Below are 23,271 nucleotides of genomic sequence, written 5' to 3'. Positions count from 1 at the left end.
CCGAAAGCCCCGCGTCAGGGTGACTGCTGTCGGCGCACGTCTTCAGCTACGCGCTGTAGATATGCCCGGTATTCGCATTCCGGCATGGTTTGCAGCAGGGCCTCGAATTGCGAGATCGACAAGAATCCGCGCATGAGCGCGGCTTCTTCTGGGCAGCCTATTTTGACATCCTGCCGTTTTTCGATGGTCTGGATGTAGGATGACGCTTCTTGCAAGGCGGTACTGGTACCCGCGTCGAGCCATGCGAATCCGCGGCTCAGCCGATGGACTCGTAGCTGGTCGAGCTCGAGATAGGCGCGGTTCACATCGGTGATCTCAAGCTCGTGCCTCGCGGAAGGCCGCAAGGCGCGCGCAATGCCGACGACCTGATTGTCGTAGATGTAGACGCCTGGTACCGCATAATTGCTGCGAGGTTTGGCCGGCTTCTCCTCGATTGACAGTGCTTTTCCCTGCACATCGAACTCTATGACACCGTAGCGCTGGGGATCTTTGACGCGGTAGGCGAAGATACTGGCGCCTGATTCGAAGTCTGCCAGGGCGCGGGGAAAGGCATCTCCACCCGAGAAGATGTTGTCTCCCAGCATCAACACGACCTTGTCGTCGCCGATGAATGATTCCGCGATCAGGAATGCCTGCGCGATGCCTTCGGGCCGGGGCTGCTCGCGATATTCGATGGAAATGCCCCACTGGGAACCGTCGCCAAGCAGCGCCTCGAAGCGTGGCAGGTCATATGGGGTAGTGATGAGGCAGAACTCGCGGATCCCGCTCGCCACCAGGACGGTGAGGGAATAGTAGATCATCGGCTTGTCATAGACCGCCTGCAACTGCTTGCTGGCCACCAGATTCAACGGATAGAGCCGCGTGCCTTTGCCGCCCGCCAGGATGATGGCTTTCATATGCTGCCTCCGCTGCTTAGCTGCTGATGCCTGCGGTCAGCTCGGGGGGGACCAGATCTCGTTGCCCTGCCTCACGCCTGCCCGCCATGCGGTCCAGCAGCAACCGGCCAGCCAGCCCGCCGAGACGTTCCGCATCGACGCCGACCGTAGACAGGCCGGGAACCCACTGGGCTGCGTCACCATTGTCGGAGAAACCCAGGATAGCGAGATCTTGTGGGACAACAAGTTCACGGTTGTGGGCTTCTGAAACGGTGGCGGCTGTGCTGTGGTCTCCGCAGCAGAATACCGCGTCAAACAATGTGTAAGTCGTGAGCAGCCGCAGGAAGGCCTGGCGCCCATCCTGCAGCGTGTTCAACCCGCTCTGGACGACGTCGGCCGCCACTTCCATGCCGAGTGTGCTGGCTTCGGCGAGGAAGCCGGTCCGGCGTTCGGCTTCCCAGACGCTATCGCCGCTGATGCAAGCGACTTTCGAGTACTTCCGGGCGGCCAGATGCCTGGCCGCCATGCGTCCGCCGAGAACATTGTCCGGAGTTATGGCGCTATCGGCAACATCCACCGCCGACCAGGTCTGCACGCATGGGATCTGCAGGCCACGCAATGTCGTTTGTTGGTCCGGCAGGCCTGGGAGCGCCAGCAGGAGGATGCCGGCAGGATCCATGCTGGCCAACGCGGGGCCATCCAACGGCCGGGACGCCGATACCGGGATCAGGGTTGAAAATAGGCCGGCGAACCCGAGTTCGCGGGATGCTCCTAGCAATGCGTCGAAGACGAAATGGGCTGGAGCATCGTCCGCGATGAGTATGAGAACTGGCCGCCGGTCGGGCGTTCCAGCGAGTAAGGCAGCAGGGGCGCGCGCATGGGTATTCATACGATCGAACGATACCTCAAACGCACCCTTTCCCTTCGGACGGAGGAGGGATCCACTTGTGGGGAGTAAAATACTGGTTTTTCCCCTGGTCGGACGCCCTGAGCGCCGGCCCAGAAGGTGTCTTATGTCTACACAGGTCGATTCTCAGGTCTCTCCCGGCGAGCCGGCGCCCGCGCCCGCGGCGGCTAGCTATGACGCGACGCAAAAGCAGAAGTCTCAGGCCAAGACGGCCCGCATTCCAATCAAGATCATCCCGGCCGAACGCCTCAAGAAGCCCGAGTGGATCCGCGTGAAGGCCGCCGCTCCGGGGTCGCGCTTCTATGACATCAAGCGCATCCTGCGGGAACACAATCTGCATACCGTTTGTGAAGAAGCCTCGTGTCCGAACATCGGCGAGTGCTTCGGCAAGGGCACTGCCACGTTCATGATCATGGGCGACAAGTGCACACGCCGCTGCCCCTTCTGTGATGTCGGGCATGGTCGTCCGGATCCACTCGATACCGAAGAGCCTGTCAACCTGGCGCGCACGATCGCGGCGTTGAAGCTGTCGTATGTAGTGATCACGTCGGTTGATCGCGATGACCTGCGCGATGGTGGTGCGGGCCATTTCGTCGAATGCATCACCAAGATTCGCGAATTGTCTCCCTCCACGCGTATCGAAGTTCTGGTGCCAGATTTCCGTGGACGCCTGGATCGCGCTCTGACCATCCTGAATGCGGGCCCGCCCGACGTAATGAACCATAACCTGGAGACCGTGCCGCGCCTGTACAAGCAAGCACGCCCTGGCTCCGACTATGCGCACTCGCTCAAGCTGCTGGCCGAGTTCAAGACGCTGCACCCGGAAGTCCCCACCAAGTCCGGCCTGATGCTGGGCCTGGGAGAGACTGATGAAGAAATCCTACAGGTCATGCGCGACATGCGTGCGCACAACGTGGACATGATCACGATCGGTCAATACCTGCAGCCCTCCGAGCATCACCTGCCGGTGTTGCGGTATGTGCATCCCGATACGTTCGCGATGTTCGAGCACGAAGCCTATGCCATGGGTTTCTCGCATGCGGCGGTCGGCGCAATGGTACGCTCTTCGTATCATGCGGATGAGCAGGCTCACGCTGCTGGCGTGAACTGATCCACGCTTTGTCTTTCAGGGGTAGACGCTTGCCAAGTGCAGGTGTTTGCCCCTCTTGTCCTTTTCCGACAGCAGTGGTGTGCGCGTCAGCGGCCACCTGATGTCCAAGGATGGGTCGTCCCAGATGATGCACCGCTCATGTTCAGGCGCATAATGCGACGTGGCTTTGTATAGCACGGTTGCCTGGGTGCTCAGGGTCAAGAAACCGTGGGCAAAGCCCGGAGGAACCCAGAGTTGGCGCCGATCCCGGCTTGAAAGCTCCACGGCCACCCATTGGCCGAAATGAGGAGAAGACCTGCGCAGATCGACTGCAACGTCATAGATCCGGCCTTGCATGACACGGACCAATTTTCCCTGCGGTTGCTGGATTTGATAGTGTAGGCCTCGCAGCGTCTCACGGATCGACAGTGATTCGTTGTCTTGTACGAAATCAGCGTGCACGCCGGTTGCTGCGGAAAAAGTCACGCTGTTGAAGCTCTCGAAGAAATACCCGCGGTCATCCGCATGGACCACAGGTTCGAGCAGGATGACGTCGGGGATCGAGAGTGGCGTGGCTTTCATTTAGGCTATTCGAGGGAAGGGGTGGGGTCCGTTGGCTCGCCGCTCAGCCAGCGGGGCGGCGTAGCCAGATCGGCATGGGTGCCCCAAGCCGGATGGTCGAGATACCACTGCACCGTCTTGAGCAGGCCTGTTTCGAAGGTTTCTCGAGCATGCCAGTGAAATTCTCGCTCGGTCTTCGAGGGATTGATCGCGTACCTGCGGTCATGTCCGGGACGGTCGTCCACAAATCGGATCTGGTGTTGGTAGGTGGCACCGCCCGTCAGTGGTCGCAAGCGGTCCAGGAGTGCGCAAACGGATAGCACGACGTCGAGATTGCTTTTCTCTGTCCGGCTGCCGATGGCGTAGGTCCGCCCGGGTTGCCCGTGTTCCAGCACGCGTTGCAGTGCCCGACAATGGTCGCTCACATACAGCCAGTCCCTGATCTGGCGACCATCGCCATAGATGGGGATGGTCTTGCCCGCGAGCGCGTTGCGTATCGTCAGCGGGATCAATTTTTCCGGAAACTGACGGGGCCCATAATTGTTCGAGCAGTTCGTCGTCAGTACGGGGAGGCCGTGGGTCTGATGATAGCCGCGCACAAAGTGATCGCTGGCAGCTTTGCTCGCAGCGTATAGGCCGTTGGGCGCGTAGCGGGTATTTTCGCTAAATGGTGCTTCGTCGGGCAGCAGTGTGCCGTAGACCTCATCTGTCGATACATGGAGAAAGCGAAACGTGTCTCGTGCTTCGCCTGCCAAGGTCTTCCAGTATTGATGCGCAGCTTCGAGCAGGCGAAAGGTGCCGACCACATTGGTCTGGATGAAATCCTCGGGACTATCGATCGACCTGTCGACGTGTGATTCTGCAGCGAAATTCAGGAGAGCGCGGGGCTGATGTTGCAGGAGTAGCTGGCGCATCAGCGCGGCATCTGCGATGTCTCCCTGCACGAAACTATGGCGAGGGTCGCCCGCCAACGCATCAAGATTCTCTGGGTTTCCGGCATAGGTCAGCTTGTCGAGCGTGACCACATGCTCGTCTTGCCCATCCAGCCAGTCAATGACGAAATTGGAGCCGATGAATCCGGCGCCTCCAGTGACGATGATGGTCATGATAGGTCAAGCCCCCTTTCGGGCGAATGCAATGCCGCGACCGATGGTGTCGCATAGTCGTTCATCATTCGGGGCGAGCGTGCCTACTACTCCAGAATACATCCGGGACATTCTGAGATTGATTGATGTAGCGTGCCAGCACGAACAGCAGATCGGAAAGGCGGTTCAAATACTGGCGGACCGGTGCGCCAACAGATTCCGTGTCGCTGAGGGTGATGACGGTACGCTCGGCACGGCGACACAGGGTGCGCGCCACATGGGCGCAGGCCGCGGAACGGCTGCCTCCTGGCAGGATAAATTCGCGCAGCGCGGGCAAGGCACCGTTATAGCGTTGCAGGCACGTATCCAGGTGCGCCACTTGGGTCTCAGTGATGGCGACGTGGCCGGGGATGCACAGTTCAGCTCCCATATCGAACAGATCGTTCTGGATCGTAACCAGATCCGTCGCGACATCAGGGGGTAAGGCCTCTGTCAACAGCAGGCCGATCATGCTGTTCAGTTCATCGACATCCCCGAGCGCAGCGACGCGCGGGGCGTTCTTGCGTGCGCGTGAACCGTCTCCCAGCCCAGTGGTGCCGTCATCGCCCGTGCGAGTTGCAATTACGGATAAACGATTGGCCATGCATGGCTCCGAAGGGTTGCACGAAAGGGCGGTATCCTAGCACTGTGAGCGTCGGCCGTCCCGTGGGCAGGTCGGTGCGGTGTATGGAGAATAGCGCAATGTCATTTAACCGCAGATTGGTGTTTCCCGTGGCTATTACTGCCGCGACGGCGGTGCTGGCGGGACCGTTCGCGTTCGCCCAGCAGGCTGAAGCCAGCGGAGAAGTGCGGCGGGTAGATCCCGCCGCTGGGAAAGTCACGATCAAGCACGAGGCGATCGCCGCGTTGGACTTGCCCGCGATGACTTTGGTGTATCAGGCGGATCCCTCGCTATTGGCGAAGATCAAGGCTGGTGACAAAGTGCGTTTCACAGCCGAACGCAAAGACGGCAAGTATGTCGTGACGGCTATTTCCAACTAGGGCTCGGGAATGTGGCGCCAAGCCGCGAACGGCTGGCGCCAACGCATTCCTCAGAGTTTTTGATAGCCTTCTTTGAGGCTCTTGCGGATGATGCTGGCGGACACGCGTTCCTGGGGGTCGGCGTGATAAGCCTCCGTGCCATGACTGAACGTGCGGCACTCGATCAGTTGGAATTGGGGGAAAGCCGTGAACAGCTTTTCGTATGGGAATTTGTACGATATCAGGCCGTCAAGATGCTTATAGGGGCGTGCGGTCGGCACATCGGGGCGAAAATCGGTAATTGCGATATGGCCGCCATCCTTGAGGCAGCGATCCGCTTCCGCTATGGTCTTCGTCAGGAGCGCCCTGTCTACCAGGTAGAGGCAGAAGCCGAAAACGATGAAATCAAAATGGCCGTCGGGAAATGCAAGTTCATCAGCGGTTCCCACGCTCAAATGTAGCTGAGGAAACTCGCTACGCCCCTTGGCTACCGCTGCTTCGGAGGGATCGATGCCATAGGCTTCCACATCGATATCGCGGGTTAGAAGCGACAGGTTGGTGCCTGAAGAACTGCCAATTTCAAGAATTCGGTTGCCCGCTTTCAGATACGGAAAATACAGACGATTGGCAGGCCCGAGTTCGGACGAGAGGACCATTTTCTGAAACTCGCTTCGATTTCGTTCGAAGAATCTGTCGCCTTCTCCACCGCTAGTGAAAGCGCTCTTTTGATTATCTGTCAATTTATTCCTCAATTGGATGCCGTAGCGTTGCTTTGACTATGTCGCATTGGACTGCGTTAGACAGGATGCCCGTTGTGCCGCAGCAGCACAATTGAGGTTTTTACCATGCGGAAATTTCAAGGTAGTAGGTGCGAAAGTACAATTTCGCACCTACTCCGTTACAGCACGTAGCGGGCCAGGTCCTGGCTGCTGGCGGCTTCGGCCAGTTGCGCGTTGACGTAGGCGGCGTCGATCTTCACCGTCTTGTTGCCGGAGGCGGTGGCGTCGAACGACAGTTCGTCCAGCAGCTTTTCCATCACGGTGTAGAGGCGGCGGGCGCCGATGTTTTCGGTGGTCTCGTTGACGTCGTAGGCCAGTTCGGCCAGGCGGCGCACGCCTTCGTCGGTGAATTCCAGCTGCACGTCTTCCGTGGCCAGCAGCGCCGTGTATTGCTTGGTCAGCGAGGCGTCGGTATCGCTCAGGATGCGAACGAAGTCCTCGGCGGTCAGCGATTCCAGCTCGACGCGGATCGGGAAGCGGCCTTGCAGCTCGGGGATCAGGTCGGACGGACGCGCCAGGTGGAAGGCGCCCGAGGCGATGAACAGGATGTGGTCGGTGCGGACCATGCCGTAGCGCGTGTTGACGGTGGTGCCCTCGACCAGCGGCAGCAGGTCGCGCTGCACGCCCTGGCGCGAGACGTCGGCGCCGCCGCTTTCCTGGCGCGCCGCGATCTTGTCGATCTCGTCCAGGAACACGATGCCGTTCTGTTCGACGTTGTTGATGGCGGTGGTGCGCAGGTCTTCCTCGTTGACGCGCTTGGCGGCTTCCTCGTCGACGATCAGCTTGAAGGCTTCGCGCACCTTCATCTTCTTGGACTTCTTCTTGTCGCGAGCCATGCCGGCGAACATGCCGCGCAGCTGCTCGGCCATTTCTTCCATGCCGGGGGGCGTCATGACGTCCATCTGCGGCGCGGCCTGGGCCACTTCGATCTCGATCTCGAGATCGTCGATCTTGCCCTCGCGCAGGCGCTTGCGGAAAGTCTGGCGGGCGCTGTTGTCCTCGCCGCGCTCGGGCTCGCCCGAGGCGCCGCGGGGCGGCGGCACCAGCGCGTCGAGGATGCGGTCCTCGGCGGCGTCCTCGGCCTGGGTGCGCACGCGGCGCATTTCCAGTTCGCGGGTCTGCTTGATCGAGTATTCGGTCAGGTCGCGGATGATGGTGTCGACGTCGCGGCCGACGTAGCCCACCTCGGTGAACTTGGTGGCCTCGATCTTGATGAACGGCGCGTTGGCCAGCTTGGCCAGGCGGCGCGCGATCTCGGTCTTGCCCACGCCGGTGGGGCCGATCATGAGGATGTTCTTGGGGTGGATTTCGTGGCGCAGCGGCTCGGCCACCTGCTGGCGGCGCCAGCGGTTGCGCAGGGCCACCGCCACCGCGCGCTTGGCGCGGTTCTGGCCGACGATGTACTTGTCGAGTTCGGAGACGATCTCTCCGGGCGTCATGTTGGAGGCGGACATGAGGGCGGATCCTTGAAGCGGGGCTGGGCGGGAGAACGGGGCGCGGCGCCGCGCGGGCGCCGCGTCGCGGGCGTCAGTCTCCCAGCGTCTCGATGACGTGGTTCTGGTTGGTGTAGATGCAGAGATCGCCGGCGATCTCGAGCGATTGCTTGACGATGGTCTCGGGCGGCAGGTCGGTGTTGCGCAGCAGCGCCAGCGCGGCGGACTGGGCATAGGCCCCGCCCGAGCCGATGGCGGCCAGGCCGTGCTCGGGCTCGAGCACGTCGCCGTTGCCGGTCAGCACCAGCGTGTGCTCGGCGTCGGCCACGATCAGCATGGCTTCGAGCCGGCGCAGGACGCGGTCGGTGCGCCAGTCGCGGGTGAGTTCGACCGCCGCGCGCATCAGGTTGCCCTGGTGTTTTTCGAGCTTGGCTTCGAAGCGTTCCTGCAGCGTGAACGCGTCGGCGGTGGCGCCGGCGAAGCCGGCCAGGATCTTGTCGTGGTACAGGCGGCGGATCTTGCGCGCCGTGCCCTTGATGACGATGTTGCCCAGGGTGACCTGGCCATCGCCGCCCAGTGCGACGCGGTTGCCGCGGCGCACACACACGATGGTGGTGGCGTGAAATTGTTCCATGCGTTCCTTCCTTTGAAAGGACTAGCTGGGGGCGATGCGAGCGAAATCAAGGCTTGCGGGCCAATCCGTGATGGCCCCTTGCTGTCGCCGGGGGAGGCGGCTTCATCTCGCGGCGGCGCCGAGACGAAAAAAAGGCCATGCTGGAAACCAGCATAGCCTTTCGATGTGGCGTTTGAATAACGGGACGGATCAGTCGCCGTACAGCTTCTGCCGCATTTCGCGCCGTTCCTGCGCTTCCAGCGACAGGGTGGCGGTGGGACGGGCCAGCAGGCGCGGGATGCCGATGGGTTCACCGGTTTCCTCACACCAGCCGTATTCGCCGCTGTCGATGCGGGCGATGGACTGTTGCACCTTCTTGAGCAGCTTGCGCTCGCGGTCGCGGGTGCGCAGCTCGAGGGCGTGTTCTTCCTCGATGGTGGCGCGGTCGGCGGGATCGGGCACGAACTGCGTTTCGCGCAGGTGCTCGGTGGTTTCGCCGGCGTTGGCCAGGATGTCCTGTTCGAGTTGTTTGAGCCGTTCCTTGAAGAACGCCAGCTGGCGTTCGTTCATGTAGTCGGACTCGGGCATGGCCAGCAATTCCTTCTCGCTGGGCAGATCAATCGCCGTATCGCTCGTCGACTTGCTTGATTTTTTGGTTGCTGCCTTGGTAGCCATGAAAACACTCCACTATGAATCGATCCTGGCGCGGGCTTGTCTTCCCGGTCCGTGTTTGCTGCCTACGCTGTTCGTACCCTCACAGTACTGCCTTCGTCGCACCGCGTCACGTTATCCGGAAAGGGGATTACCCCGCCAGGCACTGCTCCAAGCCCCGGGTGAAAATCTCCTGGGGCAGCTTGCGTCCGATGAAGACCATCTTGGTGGACGGTTTTTCGGCCGCGGTCCACGGTTTGCCGGGTTCGGCGCCCATCATCATGTGCACACCCTGGAACAACATGCGGCGGTTGATGCCCTTCATGTACAGGATGCCTTTGTAGCGCAGCAGGTCGGGACCATAGACCTGCACCACGCCGCCCAGGAATTCCTCAAGGCGCGCGGGATCGAACGGCTTGTTGGAGCGGAACACGAACGCGCCGATTTCGTCGTCGTGCTTGGGGTGGTGATGATGCGCGTGATTGCAGTGCGCCCCGCAGTCGCCGTCGTGATCGTGGTCATGGTCGTGACCGTGATGGTCATGGCCGTGGTCATGATCGTGGCCGTGCCCGTGGGCATGGCTGTGGGCGGCATCGGGGTGCTCATCGGCCAGGAAGTCCGGGTCGATGTCGAGAATGGAATTCAGGTTGAAGCCGCTGATGTCGATGATCGACTTCAGGTCGGCGTCGCCGAAGTTGACCGCGGTGATGGGCGCGCGCGGGTTCATCCGCAGCAGGCGGGCGCGCAGCGCTTCGTAGTCGACGTCGTTGACCAGGTCTTTCTTGGAGATCAGGATGCGGTCCGCGAAGCCGACCTGCTTCTGGGCTTCGGGCTGTTCATCCAGCGTCGCCATGCCGTGCTTGGCGTCGACCACCGTGACCACCGCGTCCAGGCGGTAGTACTCGGCGATGTCGTCGTCCATGAAGAACGTCTGGCACACCGGGCCGGGGTTGGCCATGCCGGTGGTTTCCAGGATGACGCGTTCGAAATTCAGGGCGCCAGCCTCGCGCTTGGCGCGCAGGTCGGACAGGGTGCGCATCAGGTCGCCGCGCACCGTGCAGCAGACGCAGCCGTTGGACAGCTCGATGATTTCTTCGTCGCTGTCCTGCACCAGCAGGTCGTTGTCGATGCTTTCCGGTCCGAATTCGTTTTCGATGACCGCGACGCGGCGGCCGTGGAATTCGGTCAGGATACGCTTGAGCAGGGTGGTCTTGCCCGCACCGAGAAAGCCGGTGAGGATGGTGACGGGAACCATTTTGTCCAAACTGCGCGGGGTGTTCATGGCGAAGCTGCTTGCGTGAAGTAAAGGCGGTTAGACACGGCGGTCAAGCGCTGGGTTCTGGCGGGCGGCGGCGGGTGCCGATGGCCTGCCAGACATCGCTCGGCCGATGTTACTGCCACAGGCTGCGAGGGCCGCCGATCGCGGCCGGACGCAGGATTACAGCACAGTCGGGGGCAGGGGGCAAACCCCGGGCCAACCCGGGGGCCGTAGCCGCCCAGATCGCGGCTGTACGCCGTCAAGTATCGGGCGATATCACTATTTTGGGGCGATTTTCCGGATTTCAAGGGTCCGGATGAGCGCGGGTGGACGGCGGGGGCAGGGGCCCGTCATGCGACAGGCCGCGCCGCGCGTCTCAGTGATGATGGTGGTGGTGCCCGGCGTCGGCCGGCTGCTGCTTCTGGCACTGCGGGCACAGGGCCCGGATCTCGGTCTCATGGGTGGCCAGGACGTAGCCCGTCTGGGCGACGCGCTCGGCCAGCTGGCGGCTCATGGCGGGGTCGGACACTTCGGCCACCGCGCCGCAGCCGGTACAGACCACCAGCAGGTCGTGGGGCGCGCCGCCGACATCGTGGCAGGCGCTCCAGGCGTTGACCGCGTCCAGCCGGTGGATCAGGCCTTCGTCCATCAGGAAGTCCAGCGCACGGTACACGGTGGGGGGCGCGGCGCCCGGGTGCACCTCGCGCATCGCTTCGAGCAGTTCGTAAGCCTTCAGGCTGCGGCCATGACGCAGCAGCAGCTCCAGCACCTTGCGGCGGATGGGGGTCAGGCGGCGGCCGCGTTGTTCGCACAGCGCCTCGGCGACGCTGAGTTGGGCGCCTACGGTGTCACTGCGGGGGGAACGGGGCGGAGCGGGCATGGAGGGCTTCATCTGAATAAGGAACGCGCGCGACGCGCGCGAGATGCCTGGAAGGTAGCAGAAAACACCCAGGTGCGGGCGAAAGCCGTTGATTCAAGCCGGTTTGGTTATGATATAACATAATAATGTTTTAGCGCTTGCTGTCGTCATGTCCCATTTCTCGCTCCTGCCCCCGCGGCCCGGCGCCGCGCCGGGGTCCGGCGTGCTGTCCCGTTCCGCCTTCCTCGTATCCGCCTGGCGCCGCATGGCCTTCGCCCTGGTGGCGGTCGCCGCGCTGTGGGCGTTGACCGGCTGGGCGCTGGATTGGTGGCCGCGGTGAATCCCGCCCAGATCCCCATCGAACTGCGCGATGCCTCCTTCGGGTGGCACGGCCATGCGGTGCTGCGCGGCATCTCGGGCCGCTTCGAGCCGGGCGCCATGACCGCCGTGGTCGGGCCCAACGGCGCCGGCAAGTCGACCCTGCTCAAGGGCATCATGGGCGTGCTGCGGCCGATGTCGGGCAGCGTCGGCATCGGCGGCGCCGGCCGCGCCGAGCTGGCCTGGCTGCCGCAGGCCGCCGAGCTGGACCGCGCCTTTCCCGTGACGGTGTTCGATCTGGTGGCCCTGGGCGCCTGGCGCCGGGTCGGCGGATGGCGGCGCTACGGCGGCGACGAGATCGACCGCTGCATGCAGGCGCTGGAGACCGTGGGCCTGGCGGACATGGCCGGCCGCGGCGTGGATACGTTGTCCGGCGGCCAGATGCAGCGCACCCTGTTTGCCCGCATGCTGGTGCAGGACGCGCCGGTGCTGCTGCTGGACGAACCGTTCGCGGCGGTCGACAGCCATACCGCCGATGACCTGATGGCGCTGCTGTGCGGCTTGCACGGCCAGGGCCGTTCGGTGATCGCGGTGCTGCACGACATGGACCTGGTGCGCGAGCACTTTCCGCAGTGCCTGCTGCTGTCGGGGTCGGTGGTGGCCTGGGGCGACACGGGGTCGGTCCTGACCGATGCGCACCTGAAGACGGCGCGCCAATGGCACGCGAGGGCCTACGCATGAGCGTGCTGCAATGGGTCGTGGCGCCCTTCATCGATTACGGCTTCATGCGGCGCGCGCTGGCCGGCGCCTGCTCGCTGTCGCTGGGCGCGGCGCCGCTGGGCGTGTTCCTGGTGCTGCGGCGCATGAGCCTGATGGGCGACGCCATGTCGCACGCCATCCTGCCAGGCGTGGCGGCCGGCTTCCTGCTATCGGGCCTGTCGCTGTGGGCCATGATGCTGGGCGGCATCATCACCGGCCTGGTGGTGGCCCTGCTGGCCGGTCTGGTGGCGCGCCTGACGCCGCTGCGCGAGGACGCCAGCTTCGCCGCGTTCTACCTGATCTCGCTGGGCCTGGGGGTGCTGCTGGTGTCGCTGCGCGGCTCCAACATGGATCTGCTGCACGTGCTGTTCGGCACGGTGCTGGGGCTGGATGACGCGTCGCTGCTGCTGGTCACGATCACGGCCAGCGTCACGCTGCTGGCGCTGGCCGCGCTCTATCGGCTGCTGGTGGCGGAGTGCCTGGATCCGGCCTTCCTGCGCGCCAGTGGCGGGCGTGGCGGCTGGGTCCACATGATCTTCCTGGTGCTGGTGGTGGTGAACCTGGTGGCGGGCTTCCAGGTGCTGGGCACCTTGATGGTGGTCGGCATCATGATGCTGCCGGCGGCCGCCGCCCGATTCTGGTTGCGTTCCGCCGCCGGCCAGCTGCCGCTGGCCGCGGGCGTCGGCGTGGCGGCGTCGGTCGCCGGCCTGCTGGTGTCGTACCACTTCAACGTGCCGGCCTCGCCCGCCATCATCCTGGCCGCCGGCGTCTGTTACCTGTTTTCCATCGTCTGCGGCCCGCATGGCGGGTTGCTGCGGGCGCCGCGCGTCTCGCGCCGGGCCTGAACTCTCAAGGAGATTCACCATGCCTTCCCTCTTTCCGGCGCTGGCGCGCCGCCGTGTCATGCTGGCCGCGGCCGGCCTGTGGCTGTCCACCGCCTTCGGCGCGGCGCAGGCGGCCGAACCGTTGCCGGTCGTGGCCAGCTTCTCGATCCTGGGCGACATCGTGCAGGAAGTCGGCGGCGCCGACATCAAGGTGAGCACGCTGGTGGGCCCGGACGGCGATGCCCACGAATACGAACCCACGCCCGCCGACGCCAAGAAGCTGGCGGCCGCCAAGGTGCTGTTTGTCAACGGCCTGGACTTCGAGGCCTGGCTGCCGCGCCTGGTCAAGGCCTCCGGCTTTGCCGGGCCGACCGTGGTCGCCTCCAAGGGCGTGACGCCGCGCAAGTTCGCGGGCCATGGCGACGAGCACGGTGACAAGCATGACGACAAGGACCACGATCATGGCCATGCCCACGACCACGGCGGCCATCACCACCACGACGCCGATCCGCACGCCTGGCAGAACCTGGCCAACGGCGTGATCTACGCGCGCAACGTGGCCGACGGCCTGGCCGCCGCCGATCCGGCCCATGCCGATGCCTACCGCAAGCGCGCCGATGCCTACATCGCCCGCGTGCAGGCGGCGGATGCGGCCGTGCGCAAGACCTTCGCGGCGATTCCGGCGGAGCGCCGCAAGGTGGTCACCTCGCATGATGCGTTCGGCTATTTCGGCGATGCCTATGGCGTGAGCTTCATCGCGGCGATGGGCATCTCGACCGAAGCCGAGCCGTCCGCCGGCGACGTGGCCCGCATCATCGAGCAGGTCAAGCGCGACAAGGTGCCGGCGGTGTTCATCGAGAACATCACCAGCCCGCGCCTGGTGCAGCAGATCGCGCGTGAAACCGGCGCGAAGGTGGGTGGTACGCTGTATTCCGATGCCCTGTCCAAGCCCGGACAGCCCGGCGCCACCTACCTGGAAATGTTTGAATGGAACGTTCGTCAACTCGCCGCGGCCTTGCAGCCCTGATCGCCGTGGCGGGCGCGCTGGCGGCCGGCGCCGCCGGCGCCCACCCGCATATGTGGATCGACGCGCGCGCCGTCATCGACCTGGACGAGCAGCATCGCGTGACGGCGGTGCGCCAGGTCTGGCTGTTCGATGAGATGTTCGGCGCCTATGCCACGCAGGGACTCAAGAAGGGCAAGGGCGGCGCCTTGCCCGAAGACACCCTGAAAGGCATGGCGCAGGATTGGATGAAGGCGCTGGGCGAACCGGTGTCGCATTACTTCACGCGGGTCACCGTGGCGGGCAAGAGCGCGGTGTTCGCCGCGCCGCGCGATGCGCGCGTGACCTGGAACGCCAAGACCGGCCGGCTGGCGCTGGCGTTCACGCTGCCGCTGGCCGAGCCCGCCGCGCTGGACGCCGCGGGCGCGCAGGTGGACATCTACGACCCGACCTACTTCGTGGCCTACGCCTTCGACGACAAGGGGGCGGTCGCGCTGGGCGGACCCGGCGCGGCGGCCTGCAAGCAGGCTTACCGCAAGCCCAAGGAACTGGATTGGAACACCATGCAGCAACTGGCCGCGATCCCGGCCGATCCGGACGCGCTGCCGGAAGAGCTTTTCGCCATCACCAAGGGGCTGACGCACCGTATCGAGGTGCAATGTTCGTAGCGCGGCGTCCGGCCGCCGCGCTGGCGTGGCTGTTCGCGCTGGCCGCGATGGCCTGGGCCGGCCTGGCCGACGCGCAGGGCGCGCATCCCTTCGGCGTGCCGGAGAGCGGCGCCGGCCTGGGCGGTCCCGGTTGGCTGGCGGGCGTCTTCGGCCAGGTTTCGGTGTGGCAGACCCATTTCTACCGCCAGTTGACGGCGGCGGTGCGCGCCTGGCAGGCCGATGGCGGCGCCTGGCTGCTGATCGGGCTGTCGTTCGCCTACGGCGTGTTCCATGCGCTCGGCCCGGGCCATGGCAAGGCGGTGATTTCCTCTTATGTGCTGGCAAACCGGCAGACCGCGCGCAACGGCGCGCTGCTGGCGTTGGTGTCGTCGCTGGTGCAGGCGCTGGTGGCGATCGCCATGGTGGCGGTGCTGGCGCTGGTGTTCAACGCCACGGCCGCGGCGATGAACCAGGCCACGCGCTGGCTGGAGCTGGCTTCGTATGGGCTGGTGACCCTGCTGGGCGCGTGGCTGGTCTGGATCAAGGCGATCCGGCCGCTGTTGCGGCGGCGTCCGGCCCGTGCGGCCGCGGTGGTCGCATCGCCTGCCGTGGCGGCGCCGGCCCTGAAGGGGGCCGCGGCCTTGCGCGCCATTGCGATCCACGCGCCGGCGCCGATTGCCCAGGGCGAGGTTCGTGGAGAGGGCCATGGTCACGCGCACGTTGATCCGCATGACCATCACGACGATTGCGGCTGCGGCCATGCCCATGTGCCGCCGCCGGAGCAGGTGGCGGGGCCGTTGAACTGGCGCCGCGCCTGGTCGGCCATTTTCGCCGTGGGCTTGCGGCCCTGCAGCGGCGCGCTGATCGTGCTGGTGTTCGCGCTGTCGCAGGGATTCTTTCTGGCCGGGGTGGCCTCGGCCCTGGCGATGGGCCTGGGCACGGGCCTGACGGTGGCGGCGCTGGCCTGCCTGGCGGTCGCGGCCGGCGGCGCGGCCAATGCGCTGGGCGCGCGCCTGTCGGGCGTCGCGGCGGCGCGTTTGCGTTACGGGGTGGAAGCCTTGGCGGCGCTGGCGGTGCTGGCGCTGGGCGTGCTGCTGCTGGGCGGCATGCTGGCCGGCGGCGGCTGAAACGCCGCCGCGTTCAGGACTTGCGGCCCGCGCGCGGATGGGCCTGGTCGTACGCCCGCGCCAGGTGCTGGAAGTCCAGCCGGGTATAGATCTGGGTGGTCGAGATGTTGGCGTGGCCCAGCATTTCCTGCACGGCGCGCAGGTCCTGCGCCGATTGCAACACGTGGCTGGCGAAGCTGTGGCGCAGCACGTGCGGATGCACATGGGTCGGCAGGCCGGCGGCCTGCGCGATCCGGGCCAGCTGCAATTGCACCACGCGCGGCGAGATGCGCCGGCCGCGGGCGCCGAGGAACAAAGCGGCGGCATCGTCGGCCGAAGCGGCCGGGGGCGCCAACTGCTCGCGCACGTCGATCCAGCGCCGCAGCGCCGCCAAAGCGGCCTGGCCCACCGGCACCGAGCGGCGCTTGCCGCCCTTGCCCAGCACGATCACCTCGGCCTCTTCCAGGCTGAGCCAGCCGCGCGATTCATGCTCGGCCGAGCGCGTGTAGCGCAGGTCCAGCCCGACCAGTTCCGACAGCCGCAGGCCGCTGGAATACAGCAATTCGAACATGGCCTGGTCGCGCAGGGCGGCCGGCTCGGTGGCGACCTTGGCCGCAGGGCGATCCAGCAAGGCCTGGGTCTGTTCCACCGACAGGGCCTTGGGCAGGCCGCGCGGCGCCTTGGGCGCGCGCACCCCGGCCACCGGGTTGCCGGCCAGGCCGATCGTCGGCGCCCACCATTGGTAGAAGCCGCGCCAGGCCGCCAGCGTGCGCGCCAGGCTGCGCGGGCCGCGGCCCTGCGCATGCAGCCGCGCGACGAATTGGCGGATGTGGCCGTTGCCGAGCTTGTCGAGCGGCAGCTTGGCGCGTTCGGCCAGTTCGATCAGGAAGCGCAGCTCGCGCCGGTAGCCGTCCAGCGTGTGGGGCGAATAGCGGCGATTGCTTTCCAGATGGCGCAGCCAGGCGGCCATCGGATCGGGCAGGGGGGCGTCCGGCGCTTGCGTTGGCATGGCGTGTTCCGGGGCCCCCGCCGTCATGATCGGCTCAGGCCTTGGGCGCGGCCGGGTTCAGCCGGTGCAGCGCCGCCGAGGCCAACTGGCCGATGGCTTCCAGGAACGCGGTGCCCATCTCGGGCGTAAAGCGTTCGGCGTCGTCCGACCCCAGCACCAGCAGGCCGACGCTGGCGCCTTCGGCCTCCAGGCGCAGCGGCACCAGGGCCAGCGACTTGGGCTTGGCGTCCAGCCAGCCGACGGCTTCGAAGGCTGTGTCGGTGCCGCAGTACGGCGTCTTCAGGCTGTCGGTGAAGGTGCGCACGTCCTGCGTGACGGGTTCGCCATAGCCGGTGTCGGGCAGCTCGGGCAGGTTCCACAGGCGCAGCGCCACGTGGTTCAGTTCGAATTGTTCAGCCAGGCCCAGGGCGATTTCGCCGGGCACCAATTGCGGATCCGGTTCGGACAGCAGGCGGCAGCACCATTTGGAGATGTGGCTGCCGATGGTTTCGTTGGCGGTGGCGTTGCGCACCAGCTCGTTCAGGCGCCACTCGAGTTCGCGGTTGCGTTCGCGCAGCGTGAGGATCTGGCGTTCGCCCAGCGAAATGGCGCGCGAGCCGTGCGGGTGCGGCACCTGCAGCGTGGCGAAGACGTCGGCGTGCTCGTCGAAGAAGCCGGGGTGTTCCTGCAGGAAGTTGGCGATGTCCTGGGCGGTGAAAGCGGTATCGGTCATGGGGTTATCGGTTCAGCGCCATGGAGAAGACGAGCTTGTCGATGTCGACCTGCCCCGTGAAGACGGATTCGGCCGGTCCGGTCATGCGCAGCTGGTCGCCGTTCCAGGCGATGGTCAGCACGCCGCCGCGCGTCTGCACGCGCACCGGGGAATCGAGCAGGCCGCGGCGGATGCCGGCCGCGACGGCGGCGCAGGCGCCGGTGCCGCAGGCCAGCGTCTCGCCGGCGCCGCGTTCGTGCACGCGCAGGCGGATGTTGTGGCGATCGACGATCTGCATGAAACCGGCGTTGACGCGGCGGGCAAAGCGCGGGTGGTTCTCGATCAGCGGACCGACGATGGCGACCGGCGCGGTGTCGACGTTATCCACCACCTGCACGGCGTGCGGGTTGGAGATGGCCACGGCCGACAGGGCCACGCTGCGCGGCAGGCCGGCGGGCACGTCGAGTTCCAGCTCCCACAGCGTGTCCTGGCCTTCGGTGCGGGAGGCGAGCCCGGAGGTGTCGAACGGCAACGCGGCCGGGTCGAAGCGGGTGCTGCCCATGTCGACCGTGACCTGCTCGTCGTCGCCCTCGTCCAGCACCAGGATGCCGGTGGCGATCTCGGCGCGCAGCGGGTTGCGGTCGGACAGGCCCTGCTCGTGCACGAAGCGCACGAAGCAGCGCGCGCCGTTGCCGCAGTGCTCGACCTCGCTGCCGTCGGAATTGAAGATGCGGTAGCGGAAGTCGGCGTCGGGCCGGGTGGCGCGTTCGACCAGCAGGATCTGGTCGGCGCCGATGCCGAAGTGGCGGTCGCCCAGCGCGCGGGCGCGCTCGGGCGTCATTTCGATGGCCTGGCGGACCCCGTCCAGGACGACGAAGTCGTTGCCCGCGCCATGCATTTTGGTGAAGTTCCAGTTCATGGGGGGATTATCGCCCATTCTGGCCCGGGAAACCGCCCCGGCGCGGGCCTGCCCTAGTAGATCTTGGGCTCGCCCGGCGGACGGGTCTTGAAACGGCGGTGGACCCAGTAATACTGGCTGGGGCAGCGCCGCACCCAGCCCTCCAGCTCGCGGTTCAGGCGCGCCGTGGCTTCTTCCAGCGTATCGTCGCCGGGGAAGTTCTCCAGCGGCGGCAGCACCTCGGCGTGGTAGCGGCCAGTCTCCGGGTTCCAGAAATCCAGGATCGGCAGCACGGCCGCGTCCCATTTCTTGGCCAGCTGCGCGGTGGCCAGCAGGGTCGCCGCCTGGATGCCGAAGAACGGCGCGAACACGGCGCCCTGGCGGCCGAAGTCCATGTCGGGCAGGTAGTACACCGGGCGCGGCGCGCGCAGGTGGCGGATCAGGTCGCGCACGCCGTCCTTGCGGCTGACCAGGAACACCTCGTTGAAGCGGGCGCGGCCGGCGGCCACCACGGCGTCGATGTGCGGGTCGCTCTGCGGCGTGTACATGGTGGCCGCGCTCGGCACTTCCATGGTGAGGCGGGTGGCGGCCGCGTCCAGGCCGATGAAGTGCGGCGCCAGCAGGATCACCGCGCGGCCCTGGGCGGTCAGTTCATTGATGCGGTCGGCGCCACTCTGCGTGACCATGTCCTTGATGGCTTCGGGGGTGCCGTACCACAGCACGCCGCGGTCGACGATGGACTGCGCCAGCGCCCGGAAGTGCTCGCGCACCCAGCGTTCGCGCACTTCCTCGGGTTGCTCGGGAAAGCACAGTTCGAGATTGCGGCGCACGATGCGGGTGCGCGATTTGGCCAGGCGCATGGCCAGCCAGCCGAGCGCGGCGCCGATGCGTAGCCGGGTGGACGGCCGCATGCGGCCGAACCATTTCAGCAGATTGACCAGCGTGCGCGTTTTCGATTCTTTCATGGACAGGTGGGGAGCTTGAGACCAGGGCGGCGGGGCGTGGGCGCCGGCTTCAGTGGGGCGCGGTGGCCGCGTCGTCGGCGGGGGCGGGCGGGGCGCCGCGCGGGGTCTTGTAGCGGTTGTAGCTCCAGAGATACTGCTGCGGGCAGCGGCGGATCAGCGTTTCCATGGCGGCGTTGAGGAGCGCGGCCTGGGCTTGCGGATCGGCGGGCAGCGGCTCGGGCACCCGCACGTAGTGGATGCGCCAGCCGCGGCCGCCCGGCAGGCGTTCGCCGGCGGTCAGGATGATGGGGACGCCGGTCTGGGTGGCCAGTTTGCCGGGCAGGGTCATGGTGTAGGCCATGCGTCCGAAAAATGGCGCCCAGACGCCGTCGCCGACGCCCGGCGCCTGGTCGGGCAGCATGCCAACCGACTCGCCGCGCCGCAGGGCCCGCACGAATTCCCGCACGCCCTGCATGGTGGCCGGCACGGCGTTGACCGCGGAGCCGTTGCGCGCGGTTTCCAGCAACGGCGCCAGGATGTCCTTGCGCGGCGGGCGGAACATCACCGTCATGGGCATCAGGCGGGCCAGATAGCGCGCGGTGATCTCGAAACAGCCCAGGTGAGGGGTCAGGAACAGGATGCCGCGGTTCTCGGCGCGGGCCGCGGCCACCACGTCGTTGTCGTCGGACACGACCTGGGCCAGGCTTTGTTCATTGCGGAACCAGACCCGCGGCATCTCCAGGATCATGGCGCCGGCCTCGCCGGCCGCGCGGCGGGCAAAGGCCGCGTCGGGGTAGCCGGCCTGCGTCGCATTGGCCCGCAGGCGGCGCCGGTACTTGCCGGGAAACGCATACGCGATGCGGCCGAGCAGGCGCCCGAGCGCGTGCGCGACGGGCAGGGGCAGGGATGCGAACAGGCGGAACAGGGCGAGCAGCATGCGGCAAATGGGCGATATCGGGCATGGTGGTGCCGGTGCTCGGGCGAAAGACCCCACCCGTGACACAAGCATAAGAACCGCATTTTCGCTTAAAATCGACCCGTCGCCGAGTTAACCGACAACTTGCGGGGCGACGGCAGGATCCCGGCGCGTTGCGCGTCGCTTGCCAAATCCGCTAAAGCGTCGCGCCCAGATCAGCGTATTCCATGCAGTCCGGGGTGCAACGCGCCTCGTGAACCTAAGTTCCGGCTGTACCGGACATCAAAGGACGCATCTGTGGCCAATAACGACTTTCTCTTCACCTCCGAATCCGTTTCCGAAGGGCACCCCGACAAGGTAGCCGACCAGGTTTCCGACGCGATTCTGGACGCCATCTTCACCCAGGACCCGAACGCCCGCGTGGCCGCGGAGACCCTGTGCAACACGGGTCTGGTCGTGCTGGCCGGTGAAATCACCACCACCGCCAACGTCGACTACATCCAGGTCGCGCGCGACACGATCCGCCGCATCGGCTACGACAACACCGAGTACGGCATCGACTACAAGGGTTGCGCGGTGCTGGTCGCCTACGACAAGCAATCGCCGGACATCGCCCAGGGCGTGGACCGCAGCTCGGAAGACTACCTGAACCAGGGCGCGGGCGACCAAGGCCTGATGTTCGGCTACGCCTGCGACGAAACCCCCGACCTGATGCCGGCCCCGATCTGGTACGCGCACCGCCTGGTGCAGCGCCAGAGCGAACTGCGCAAGGACGGCCGCCTGGCGTGGCTGCGCCCGGACGCCAAGTCGCAAGTGACCTTCCGCTACGTCGACGGCCGCCCGGCCGAAGTCGACACCGTGGTGCTCTCGACCCAGCACGCGCCGGAAGTCTCGCAGGAGACCATCCGCGAAGCCGTGATCGAAGACATCATCAAGCCCAGCTTCCCCGACGGCCTGATCACGCCCAAGACCAAGTTCCTGGTCAACCCGACCGGCCGCTTCGTCATCGGCGGCCCGCAGGGCGATTGCGGCCTGACCGGCCGCAAGATCATCGTCGACACCTACGGCGGCGCATGCCCGCACGGTGGCGGTGCGTTCTCGGGCAAGGATCCGTCCAAGGTCGACCGTTCGGCCGCCTACGCCGCCCGCTACGTGGCCAAGAACATCGTGGCCGCCGGCCTGGCGCGCCAGTGCCAGGTGCAGGTCAGCTACGCCATCGGCGTGGCCGAGCCCATCAACATCACCGTCTACACCGAAGGCACCGGCGTCATTCCCGACGACCAGATCGCCAAGCTGGTGCGCGAGCACTTCGACCTGCGTCCGAAGGGCATCGTCAACATGCTCGACCTGCTGCGCCCGATCTACACCAAGACCGCCGCGTATGGCCACTTCGGCCGTTCCGAGCCGGAATTCTCGTGGGAAGCCACGGACAAGGTCCAGGAACTGAAGAAGGGCGTGTAACGCACCCTTTCGAAGTAGAAAAAGCCCCGGCATGCCGGGGCTTTTTCATGGGCGCGAGCGTCGCGGTCAGAGGCCCCAGGCCGATAGATCCGGGGTCCGCGCGACCGGCGCCAGCACTGGTTCCAGCATCGCGGCCCGATCCAGCAGGGCCGCGTCGCCGCCGGCGGGCGCCAGCAACTGCACCGCCATCGGCATGCCGTCCTCGTCGAAGCCGGCCGGCAGGGCGATCGCGGCCGCGCCCAGGAAGTTGGCCGGGCGCAGCAGCCTGCCCAAGCCGGCGTGGCGGACGTCGGCCGCGTCCAGTGCCTGGGCCGCCTGGTCGCAGGCCGGCATCAGGAGGGCATCGATGCCCTGCATGGCGGCGGCGAACGTCGCCATGTCGGCCTGGCGCCGTTGCAGCGCCGCCTCGTAGTCGGCCCGGGCGATGCGGCCGCCGGCGGCGATGCGCGCGCGCACCACGTCCCACAGCGGCTGGGCCGGGTCTTCGGCCAGCGCGCCGAAGTAGCGGTAGGCCTCGTAGGCCAGCACCAGCGAATTGTCGTCCGCCATGCGGGCGAACGACAGCGAGGCGGGCGGATGCCAGGTTTCGGGCGTCAGGCCGGCCTGATCCAGGCGCTCCTGCGCCTCGTGCCAGATCCGCAGGCCTTCATCGGCCAGCGGCGCGGGCCAGGCCTGCGGCGCCAGCACGGCGACGGCGCTGCCGCGCGGCGCGGCGGGGCGGCGCAGGGCGGCGATGCAGGCCGCTGGCAGCGCCAGGGTGGCGTCGTCGTCGATGTCGGGGCCGGCCAGCGCCTGGGTCAGCAAGCGGGCGTCGGCCACGCTGCGGGCGATGGGGCCGAGCACGTCCAGGGTGTCCGACAGCGGCAGGCAGCCGGCGCGGCTGATGACGCCCGATGACGGCTTGTAGCCCACCACGCCGTTCAGCGCGGCGGGGGCGCGCACCGAGCCGCCGGTGTCGCCGCCCAGCGCCAGCGGCGCCAGGCCGGCCGCCACCGCGACCCCGGCGCCGCTGGACGAGCCGCCGGGCGCGCGCGCGGTGACCGCGTCCCAGGGGTTGCGGGCCGTGCCCTGGGTCGGATTCTGGCCCGACAGGCCGAACGCGAATTCAGTCATGCGGGTCTTGCCCAGGATCACCATGCCCTGCGCCGACAGGCCGCGCACGGCGGCGGAGGTTTCATCGCTGACGATGTCGCGCCGGGCTTGCGAGCCACCGCTGGCGACGGTGCCCGCCCATTGCACGCTGTCCTTCACCGCCACCGGCACGCCATGCAGCGGGCCCATCGAAATACCGGCGGCCAGCAGCCGGTCGGCCGCTTCGGCCTGGGCCAGGGCGCGTTCGGCGGTGACCACGCTGTACGCGGCCAGGTCGGGCGCGCGGGCGATGCGATCCAGGAAATGGGTGGTGACCTGGCGCGAACTCAGTTCCCCCGCGCGGATGGCGCGGGCGAGTTCGCGGGCTTCTCGGAAATGCAGGGCGGTGTCTTGGTCTGGCATGGCTCTCACGAAAAGGAAAAGCTTTCCGGTCCTGGCGGAACCGGAAAGCGTTGATGCGGGGCGTCAGGGC

At 66.3% G+C, this 23,271-nt stretch carries 25 protein-coding genes; 8 read left to right on the top strand and 17 right to left on the bottom strand.

What is annotated here, in order from left to right; genetic code table 11:
* Positions 1 to 14: 14 nt before the first annotated feature.
* Both rfbA and H0523_RS09265 read right to left on the bottom strand, forming a co-directional pair.
* Entirely contained in the window at positions 15 to 896 is an 882-nt protein-coding gene (rfbA, locus tag H0523_RS09270) for a glucose-1-phosphate thymidylyltransferase RfbA (RefSeq protein ID WP_054430785.1), read from the bottom strand.
* A gap of 16 nt (positions 897 to 912) precedes the next feature.
* Positions 913 to 1,764, bottom strand: coding sequence for a substrate-binding domain-containing protein (locus tag H0523_RS09265; RefSeq protein WP_082404482.1), 852 nt, complete (start codon positions 1,762 to 1,764; stop codon positions 913 to 915).
* 124 nt (positions 1,765 to 1,888) lie between these two features.
* Here H0523_RS09265 and lipA point away from each other — a divergent pair, with 124 nt between their 5' ends.
* Positions 1,889 to 2,893, top strand: coding sequence for a lipoyl synthase (gene lipA / locus H0523_RS09260; RefSeq protein WP_054430783.1), 1,005 nt, complete (start codon positions 1,889 to 1,891; stop codon positions 2,891 to 2,893).
* A gap of 15 nt (positions 2,894 to 2,908) precedes the next feature.
* Here lipA and rfbC read toward each other — a convergent pair whose 3' ends face one another.
* The 3 genes from rfbC to H0523_RS09245 form a co-directional block, all read right to left on the bottom strand.
* Complete coding sequence (gene rfbC, locus H0523_RS09255; RefSeq protein WP_054430782.1) at positions 2,909 to 3,454, bottom strand: dTDP-4-dehydrorhamnose 3,5-epimerase; 546 nt, start codon at positions 3,452 to 3,454, stop codon at positions 2,909 to 2,911.
* A 5-nt stretch (positions 3,455 to 3,459) separates the two neighbouring features.
* Complete coding sequence (rfbB, locus tag H0523_RS09250) at positions 3,460 to 4,539, bottom strand: dTDP-glucose 4,6-dehydratase (RefSeq protein ID WP_082404480.1); 1,080 nt, start codon at positions 4,537 to 4,539, stop codon at positions 3,460 to 3,462.
* Between the two features lie 64 nt (positions 4,540 to 4,603).
* Positions 4,604 to 5,161 carry a cob(I)yrinic acid a,c-diamide adenosyltransferase gene (locus H0523_RS09245; RefSeq protein WP_054430781.1) on the bottom strand — a complete coding sequence of 186 codons (558 nt, stop codon included), beginning with the start codon at positions 5,159 to 5,161 and terminating at the stop codon, positions 4,604 to 4,606.
* Between the two features lie 98 nt (positions 5,162 to 5,259).
* On the opposite strand from H0523_RS09245, the gene H0523_RS09240 reads away from it, so the two are divergent.
* The gene (locus H0523_RS09240) at positions 5,260 to 5,559 is read left to right on the top strand and encodes a copper-binding protein (protein WP_054430780.1); all 300 of its coding nucleotides are present in this window, start codon (positions 5,260 to 5,262) and stop codon (positions 5,557 to 5,559) included.
* A gap of 50 nt (positions 5,560 to 5,609) precedes the next feature.
* On the opposite strand, the gene H0523_RS09235 is transcribed toward H0523_RS09240, so the two are convergent.
* The 6 genes from H0523_RS09235 to H0523_RS09210 form a co-directional block, all read right to left on the bottom strand.
* Positions 5,610 to 6,278, bottom strand: coding sequence for a class I SAM-dependent methyltransferase (locus H0523_RS09235; protein ID WP_156333391.1), 669 nt, complete (start codon positions 6,276 to 6,278; stop codon positions 5,610 to 5,612).
* Between the two features lie 158 nt (positions 6,279 to 6,436).
* Positions 6,437 to 7,771 (bottom strand): ATP-dependent protease ATPase subunit HslU, encoded by a 1,335-nt coding sequence (hslU, locus tag H0523_RS09230; protein ID WP_054430778.1) that lies wholly within the window; start codon positions 7,769 to 7,771, stop codon positions 6,437 to 6,439.
* Between the two features lie 73 nt (positions 7,772 to 7,844).
* On the bottom strand, positions 7,845 to 8,384 hold the full coding sequence (gene hslV / locus H0523_RS09225; RefSeq protein ID WP_054430777.1) for an ATP-dependent protease subunit HslV: 540 nt from the start codon (positions 8,382 to 8,384) through the stop codon (positions 7,845 to 7,847).
* Between the two features lie 189 nt (positions 8,385 to 8,573).
* Positions 8,574 to 9,038: an RNA polymerase-binding protein DksA gene (dksA, locus tag H0523_RS09220; RefSeq protein WP_006389752.1), complete on the bottom strand. Its 465-nt coding sequence runs from the start codon at positions 9,036 to 9,038 to the stop codon at positions 8,574 to 8,576.
* A 127-nt stretch (positions 9,039 to 9,165) separates the two neighbouring features.
* On the bottom strand, positions 9,166 to 10,296 hold the full coding sequence (locus H0523_RS09215) for a CobW family GTP-binding protein (protein ID WP_054430776.1): 1,131 nt from the start codon (positions 10,294 to 10,296) through the stop codon (positions 9,166 to 9,168).
* Positions 10,297 to 10,648: 352 nt separating this feature from the next.
* Positions 10,649 to 11,152 (bottom strand): Fur family transcriptional regulator, encoded by a 504-nt coding sequence (locus H0523_RS09210; protein ID WP_054431098.1) that lies wholly within the window; start codon positions 11,150 to 11,152, stop codon positions 10,649 to 10,651.
* Between the two features lie 306 nt (positions 11,153 to 11,458).
* Between H0523_RS09210 and H0523_RS09205 the strand changes: the two genes are divergently transcribed.
* From H0523_RS09205 to H0523_RS09185, 5 genes are read left to right on the top strand one after another with little or no spacing between them, the layout of a single operon-like run.
* On the top strand, positions 11,459 to 12,190 hold the full coding sequence (locus H0523_RS09205; protein ID WP_369817058.1) for a metal ABC transporter ATP-binding protein: 732 nt from the start codon (positions 11,459 to 11,461) through the stop codon (positions 12,188 to 12,190).
* A complete protein-coding gene (locus H0523_RS09200; RefSeq protein WP_054430775.1) occupies positions 12,187 to 13,053 on the top strand; it encodes a metal ABC transporter permease in 867 nt (288 codons plus the stop codon). Before H0523_RS09205 ends, H0523_RS09200 begins: the two co-directional genes overlap by 4 nt.
* A gap of 19 nt (positions 13,054 to 13,072) precedes the next feature.
* On the top strand, positions 13,073 to 14,059 hold the full coding sequence (locus H0523_RS09195; protein WP_054430774.1) for a metal ABC transporter solute-binding protein, Zn/Mn family: 987 nt from the start codon (positions 13,073 to 13,075) through the stop codon (positions 14,057 to 14,059).
* Complete coding sequence (locus H0523_RS09190; RefSeq protein WP_054430773.1) at positions 14,020 to 14,703, top strand: DUF1007 family protein; 684 nt, start codon at positions 14,020 to 14,022, stop codon at positions 14,701 to 14,703. Before H0523_RS09195 ends, H0523_RS09190 begins: the two co-directional genes overlap by 40 nt.
* Positions 14,694 to 15,809, top strand: a complete 1,116-nt coding sequence (locus H0523_RS09185) for a nickel/cobalt transporter (protein WP_054430772.1) — start codon at positions 14,694 to 14,696, stop codon at positions 15,807 to 15,809. The genes H0523_RS09190 and H0523_RS09185 overlap by 10 nt, the downstream gene beginning before the upstream one ends.
* Positions 15,810 to 15,822: 13 nt before the next feature.
* Here the strand turns inward: H0523_RS09185 and xerC are convergent, their stop codons facing one another.
* The 5 genes from xerC to H0523_RS09160 are packed head-to-tail and all read right to left on the bottom strand — an operon-like array spanning position 15,823 to position 20,267.
* Complete coding sequence (gene xerC / locus H0523_RS09180; protein ID WP_054430771.1) at positions 15,823 to 16,797, bottom strand: tyrosine recombinase XerC; 975 nt, start codon at positions 16,795 to 16,797, stop codon at positions 15,823 to 15,825.
* A gap of 34 nt (positions 16,798 to 16,831) precedes the next feature.
* Complete coding sequence (locus H0523_RS09175) at positions 16,832 to 17,509, bottom strand: DUF484 family protein (protein ID WP_054430770.1); 678 nt, start codon at positions 17,507 to 17,509, stop codon at positions 16,832 to 16,834.
* A gap of 4 nt (positions 17,510 to 17,513) precedes the next feature.
* A complete protein-coding gene (dapF, locus tag H0523_RS09170) occupies positions 17,514 to 18,425 on the bottom strand; it encodes a diaminopimelate epimerase (RefSeq protein ID WP_054430769.1) in 912 nt (303 codons plus the stop codon).
* Positions 18,426 to 18,460: 35 nt separating this feature from the next.
* A complete protein-coding gene (locus H0523_RS09165) occupies positions 18,461 to 19,351 on the bottom strand; it encodes a lysophospholipid acyltransferase family protein (RefSeq protein WP_054430768.1) in 891 nt (296 codons plus the stop codon).
* Between the two features lie 49 nt (positions 19,352 to 19,400).
* The gene (locus H0523_RS09160; protein ID WP_054430767.1) at positions 19,401 to 20,267 is read right to left on the bottom strand and encodes a lysophospholipid acyltransferase family protein; all 867 of its coding nucleotides are present in this window, start codon (positions 20,265 to 20,267) and stop codon (positions 19,401 to 19,403) included.
* Between the two features lie 276 nt (positions 20,268 to 20,543).
* Between H0523_RS09160 and metK the strand changes: the two genes are divergently transcribed.
* Entirely contained in the window at positions 20,544 to 21,707 is a 1,164-nt protein-coding gene (gene metK / locus H0523_RS09155; protein WP_006391903.1) for a methionine adenosyltransferase, read from the top strand.
* Between the two features lie 66 nt (positions 21,708 to 21,773).
* Here the strand turns inward: metK and H0523_RS09150 are convergent, their stop codons facing one another.
* Positions 21,774 to 23,201, bottom strand: coding sequence for an amidase (locus H0523_RS09150; protein ID WP_054430766.1), 1,428 nt, complete (start codon positions 23,199 to 23,201; stop codon positions 21,774 to 21,776).
* Positions 23,202 to 23,271: the final 70 nt, after the last annotated feature.

Origin of the sequence: Achromobacter insuavis (assembly GCF_902859645.1) — a bacterium.
Classification (GTDB): Bacteria; Pseudomonadota; Gammaproteobacteria; order Burkholderiales; family Burkholderiaceae_B; genus Achromobacter; species Achromobacter insuavis.
This window is presented reverse-complemented; position numbering and strand designations above follow the sequence as displayed.

Bases quoted from the DNA above. Each gene is read 5' to 3' on its own strand.
- H0523_RS09195 (WP_054430774.1), top strand. From the start codon at position 13,073: ATGCCTTCCCTCTTTCCGGCGCTGGCGCGCCGCCGTGTCATGCTGGCC.
- H0523_RS09160 (WP_054430767.1), bottom strand. From the start codon at position 20,267: ATGCTGCTCGCCCTGTTCCGCCTGTTCGCATCCCTGCCCCTGCCCGTC.
- H0523_RS09240 (WP_054430780.1), top strand. From the start codon at position 5,260: ATGTCATTTAACCGCAGATTGGTGTTTCCCGTGGCTATTACTGCCGCG.
- hslU (WP_054430778.1), bottom strand. From the start codon at position 7,771: ATGTCCGCCTCCAACATGACGCCCGGAGAGATCGTCTCCGAACTCGAC.
- H0523_RS09185 (WP_054430772.1), top strand. From the start codon at position 14,694: ATGTTCGTAGCGCGGCGTCCGGCCGCCGCGCTGGCGTGGCTGTTCGCG.
- dapF (WP_054430769.1), bottom strand. From the start codon at position 18,425: ATGGGCGATAATCCCCCCATGAACTGGAACTTCACCAAAATGCATGGC.
- H0523_RS09265 (WP_082404482.1), bottom strand. From the start codon at position 1,764: ATGAATACCCATGCGCGCGCCCCTGCTGCCTTACTCGCTGGAACGCCC.
- dksA (WP_006389752.1), bottom strand. From the start codon at position 9,038: ATGGCTACCAAGGCAGCAACCAAAAAATCAAGCAAGTCGACGAGCGAT.
- H0523_RS09190 (WP_054430773.1), top strand. From the start codon at position 14,020: ATGGAACGTTCGTCAACTCGCCGCGGCCTTGCAGCCCTGATCGCCGTG.
- H0523_RS09165 (WP_054430768.1), bottom strand. From the start codon at position 19,351: ATGAAAGAATCGAAAACGCGCACGCTGGTCAATCTGCTGAAATGGTTC.
- rfbC (WP_054430782.1), bottom strand. From the start codon at position 3,454: ATGAAAGCCACGCCACTCTCGATCCCCGACGTCATCCTGCTCGAACCT.
- lipA (WP_054430783.1), top strand. From the start codon at position 1,889: ATGTCTACACAGGTCGATTCTCAGGTCTCTCCCGGCGAGCCGGCGCCC.
- H0523_RS09200 (WP_054430775.1), top strand. From the start codon at position 12,187: ATGAGCGTGCTGCAATGGGTCGTGGCGCCCTTCATCGATTACGGCTTC.
- rfbA (WP_054430785.1), bottom strand. From the start codon at position 896: ATGAAAGCCATCATCCTGGCGGGCGGCAAAGGCACGCGGCTCTATCCG.
- H0523_RS09215 (WP_054430776.1), bottom strand. From the start codon at position 10,296: ATGAACACCCCGCGCAGTTTGGACAAAATGGTTCCCGTCACCATCCTC.
- H0523_RS09150 (WP_054430766.1), bottom strand. From the start codon at position 23,201: ATGCCAGACCAAGACACCGCCCTGCATTTCCGAGAAGCCCGCGAACTC.
- H0523_RS09210 (WP_054431098.1), bottom strand. From the start codon at position 11,152: ATGCCCGCTCCGCCCCGTTCCCCCCGCAGTGACACCGTAGGCGCCCAA.
- H0523_RS09175 (WP_054430770.1), bottom strand. From the start codon at position 17,509: ATGACCGATACCGCTTTCACCGCCCAGGACATCGCCAACTTCCTGCAG.
- xerC (WP_054430771.1), bottom strand. From the start codon at position 16,797: ATGCCAACGCAAGCGCCGGACGCCCCCCTGCCCGATCCGATGGCCGCC.
- H0523_RS09245 (WP_054430781.1), bottom strand. From the start codon at position 5,161: ATGGCCAATCGTTTATCCGTAATTGCAACTCGCACGGGCGATGACGGC.
- rfbB (WP_082404480.1), bottom strand. From the start codon at position 4,539: ATGACCATCATCGTCACTGGAGGCGCCGGATTCATCGGCTCCAATTTC.
- hslV (WP_054430777.1), bottom strand. From the start codon at position 8,384: ATGGAACAATTTCACGCCACCACCATCGTGTGTGTGCGCCGCGGCAAC.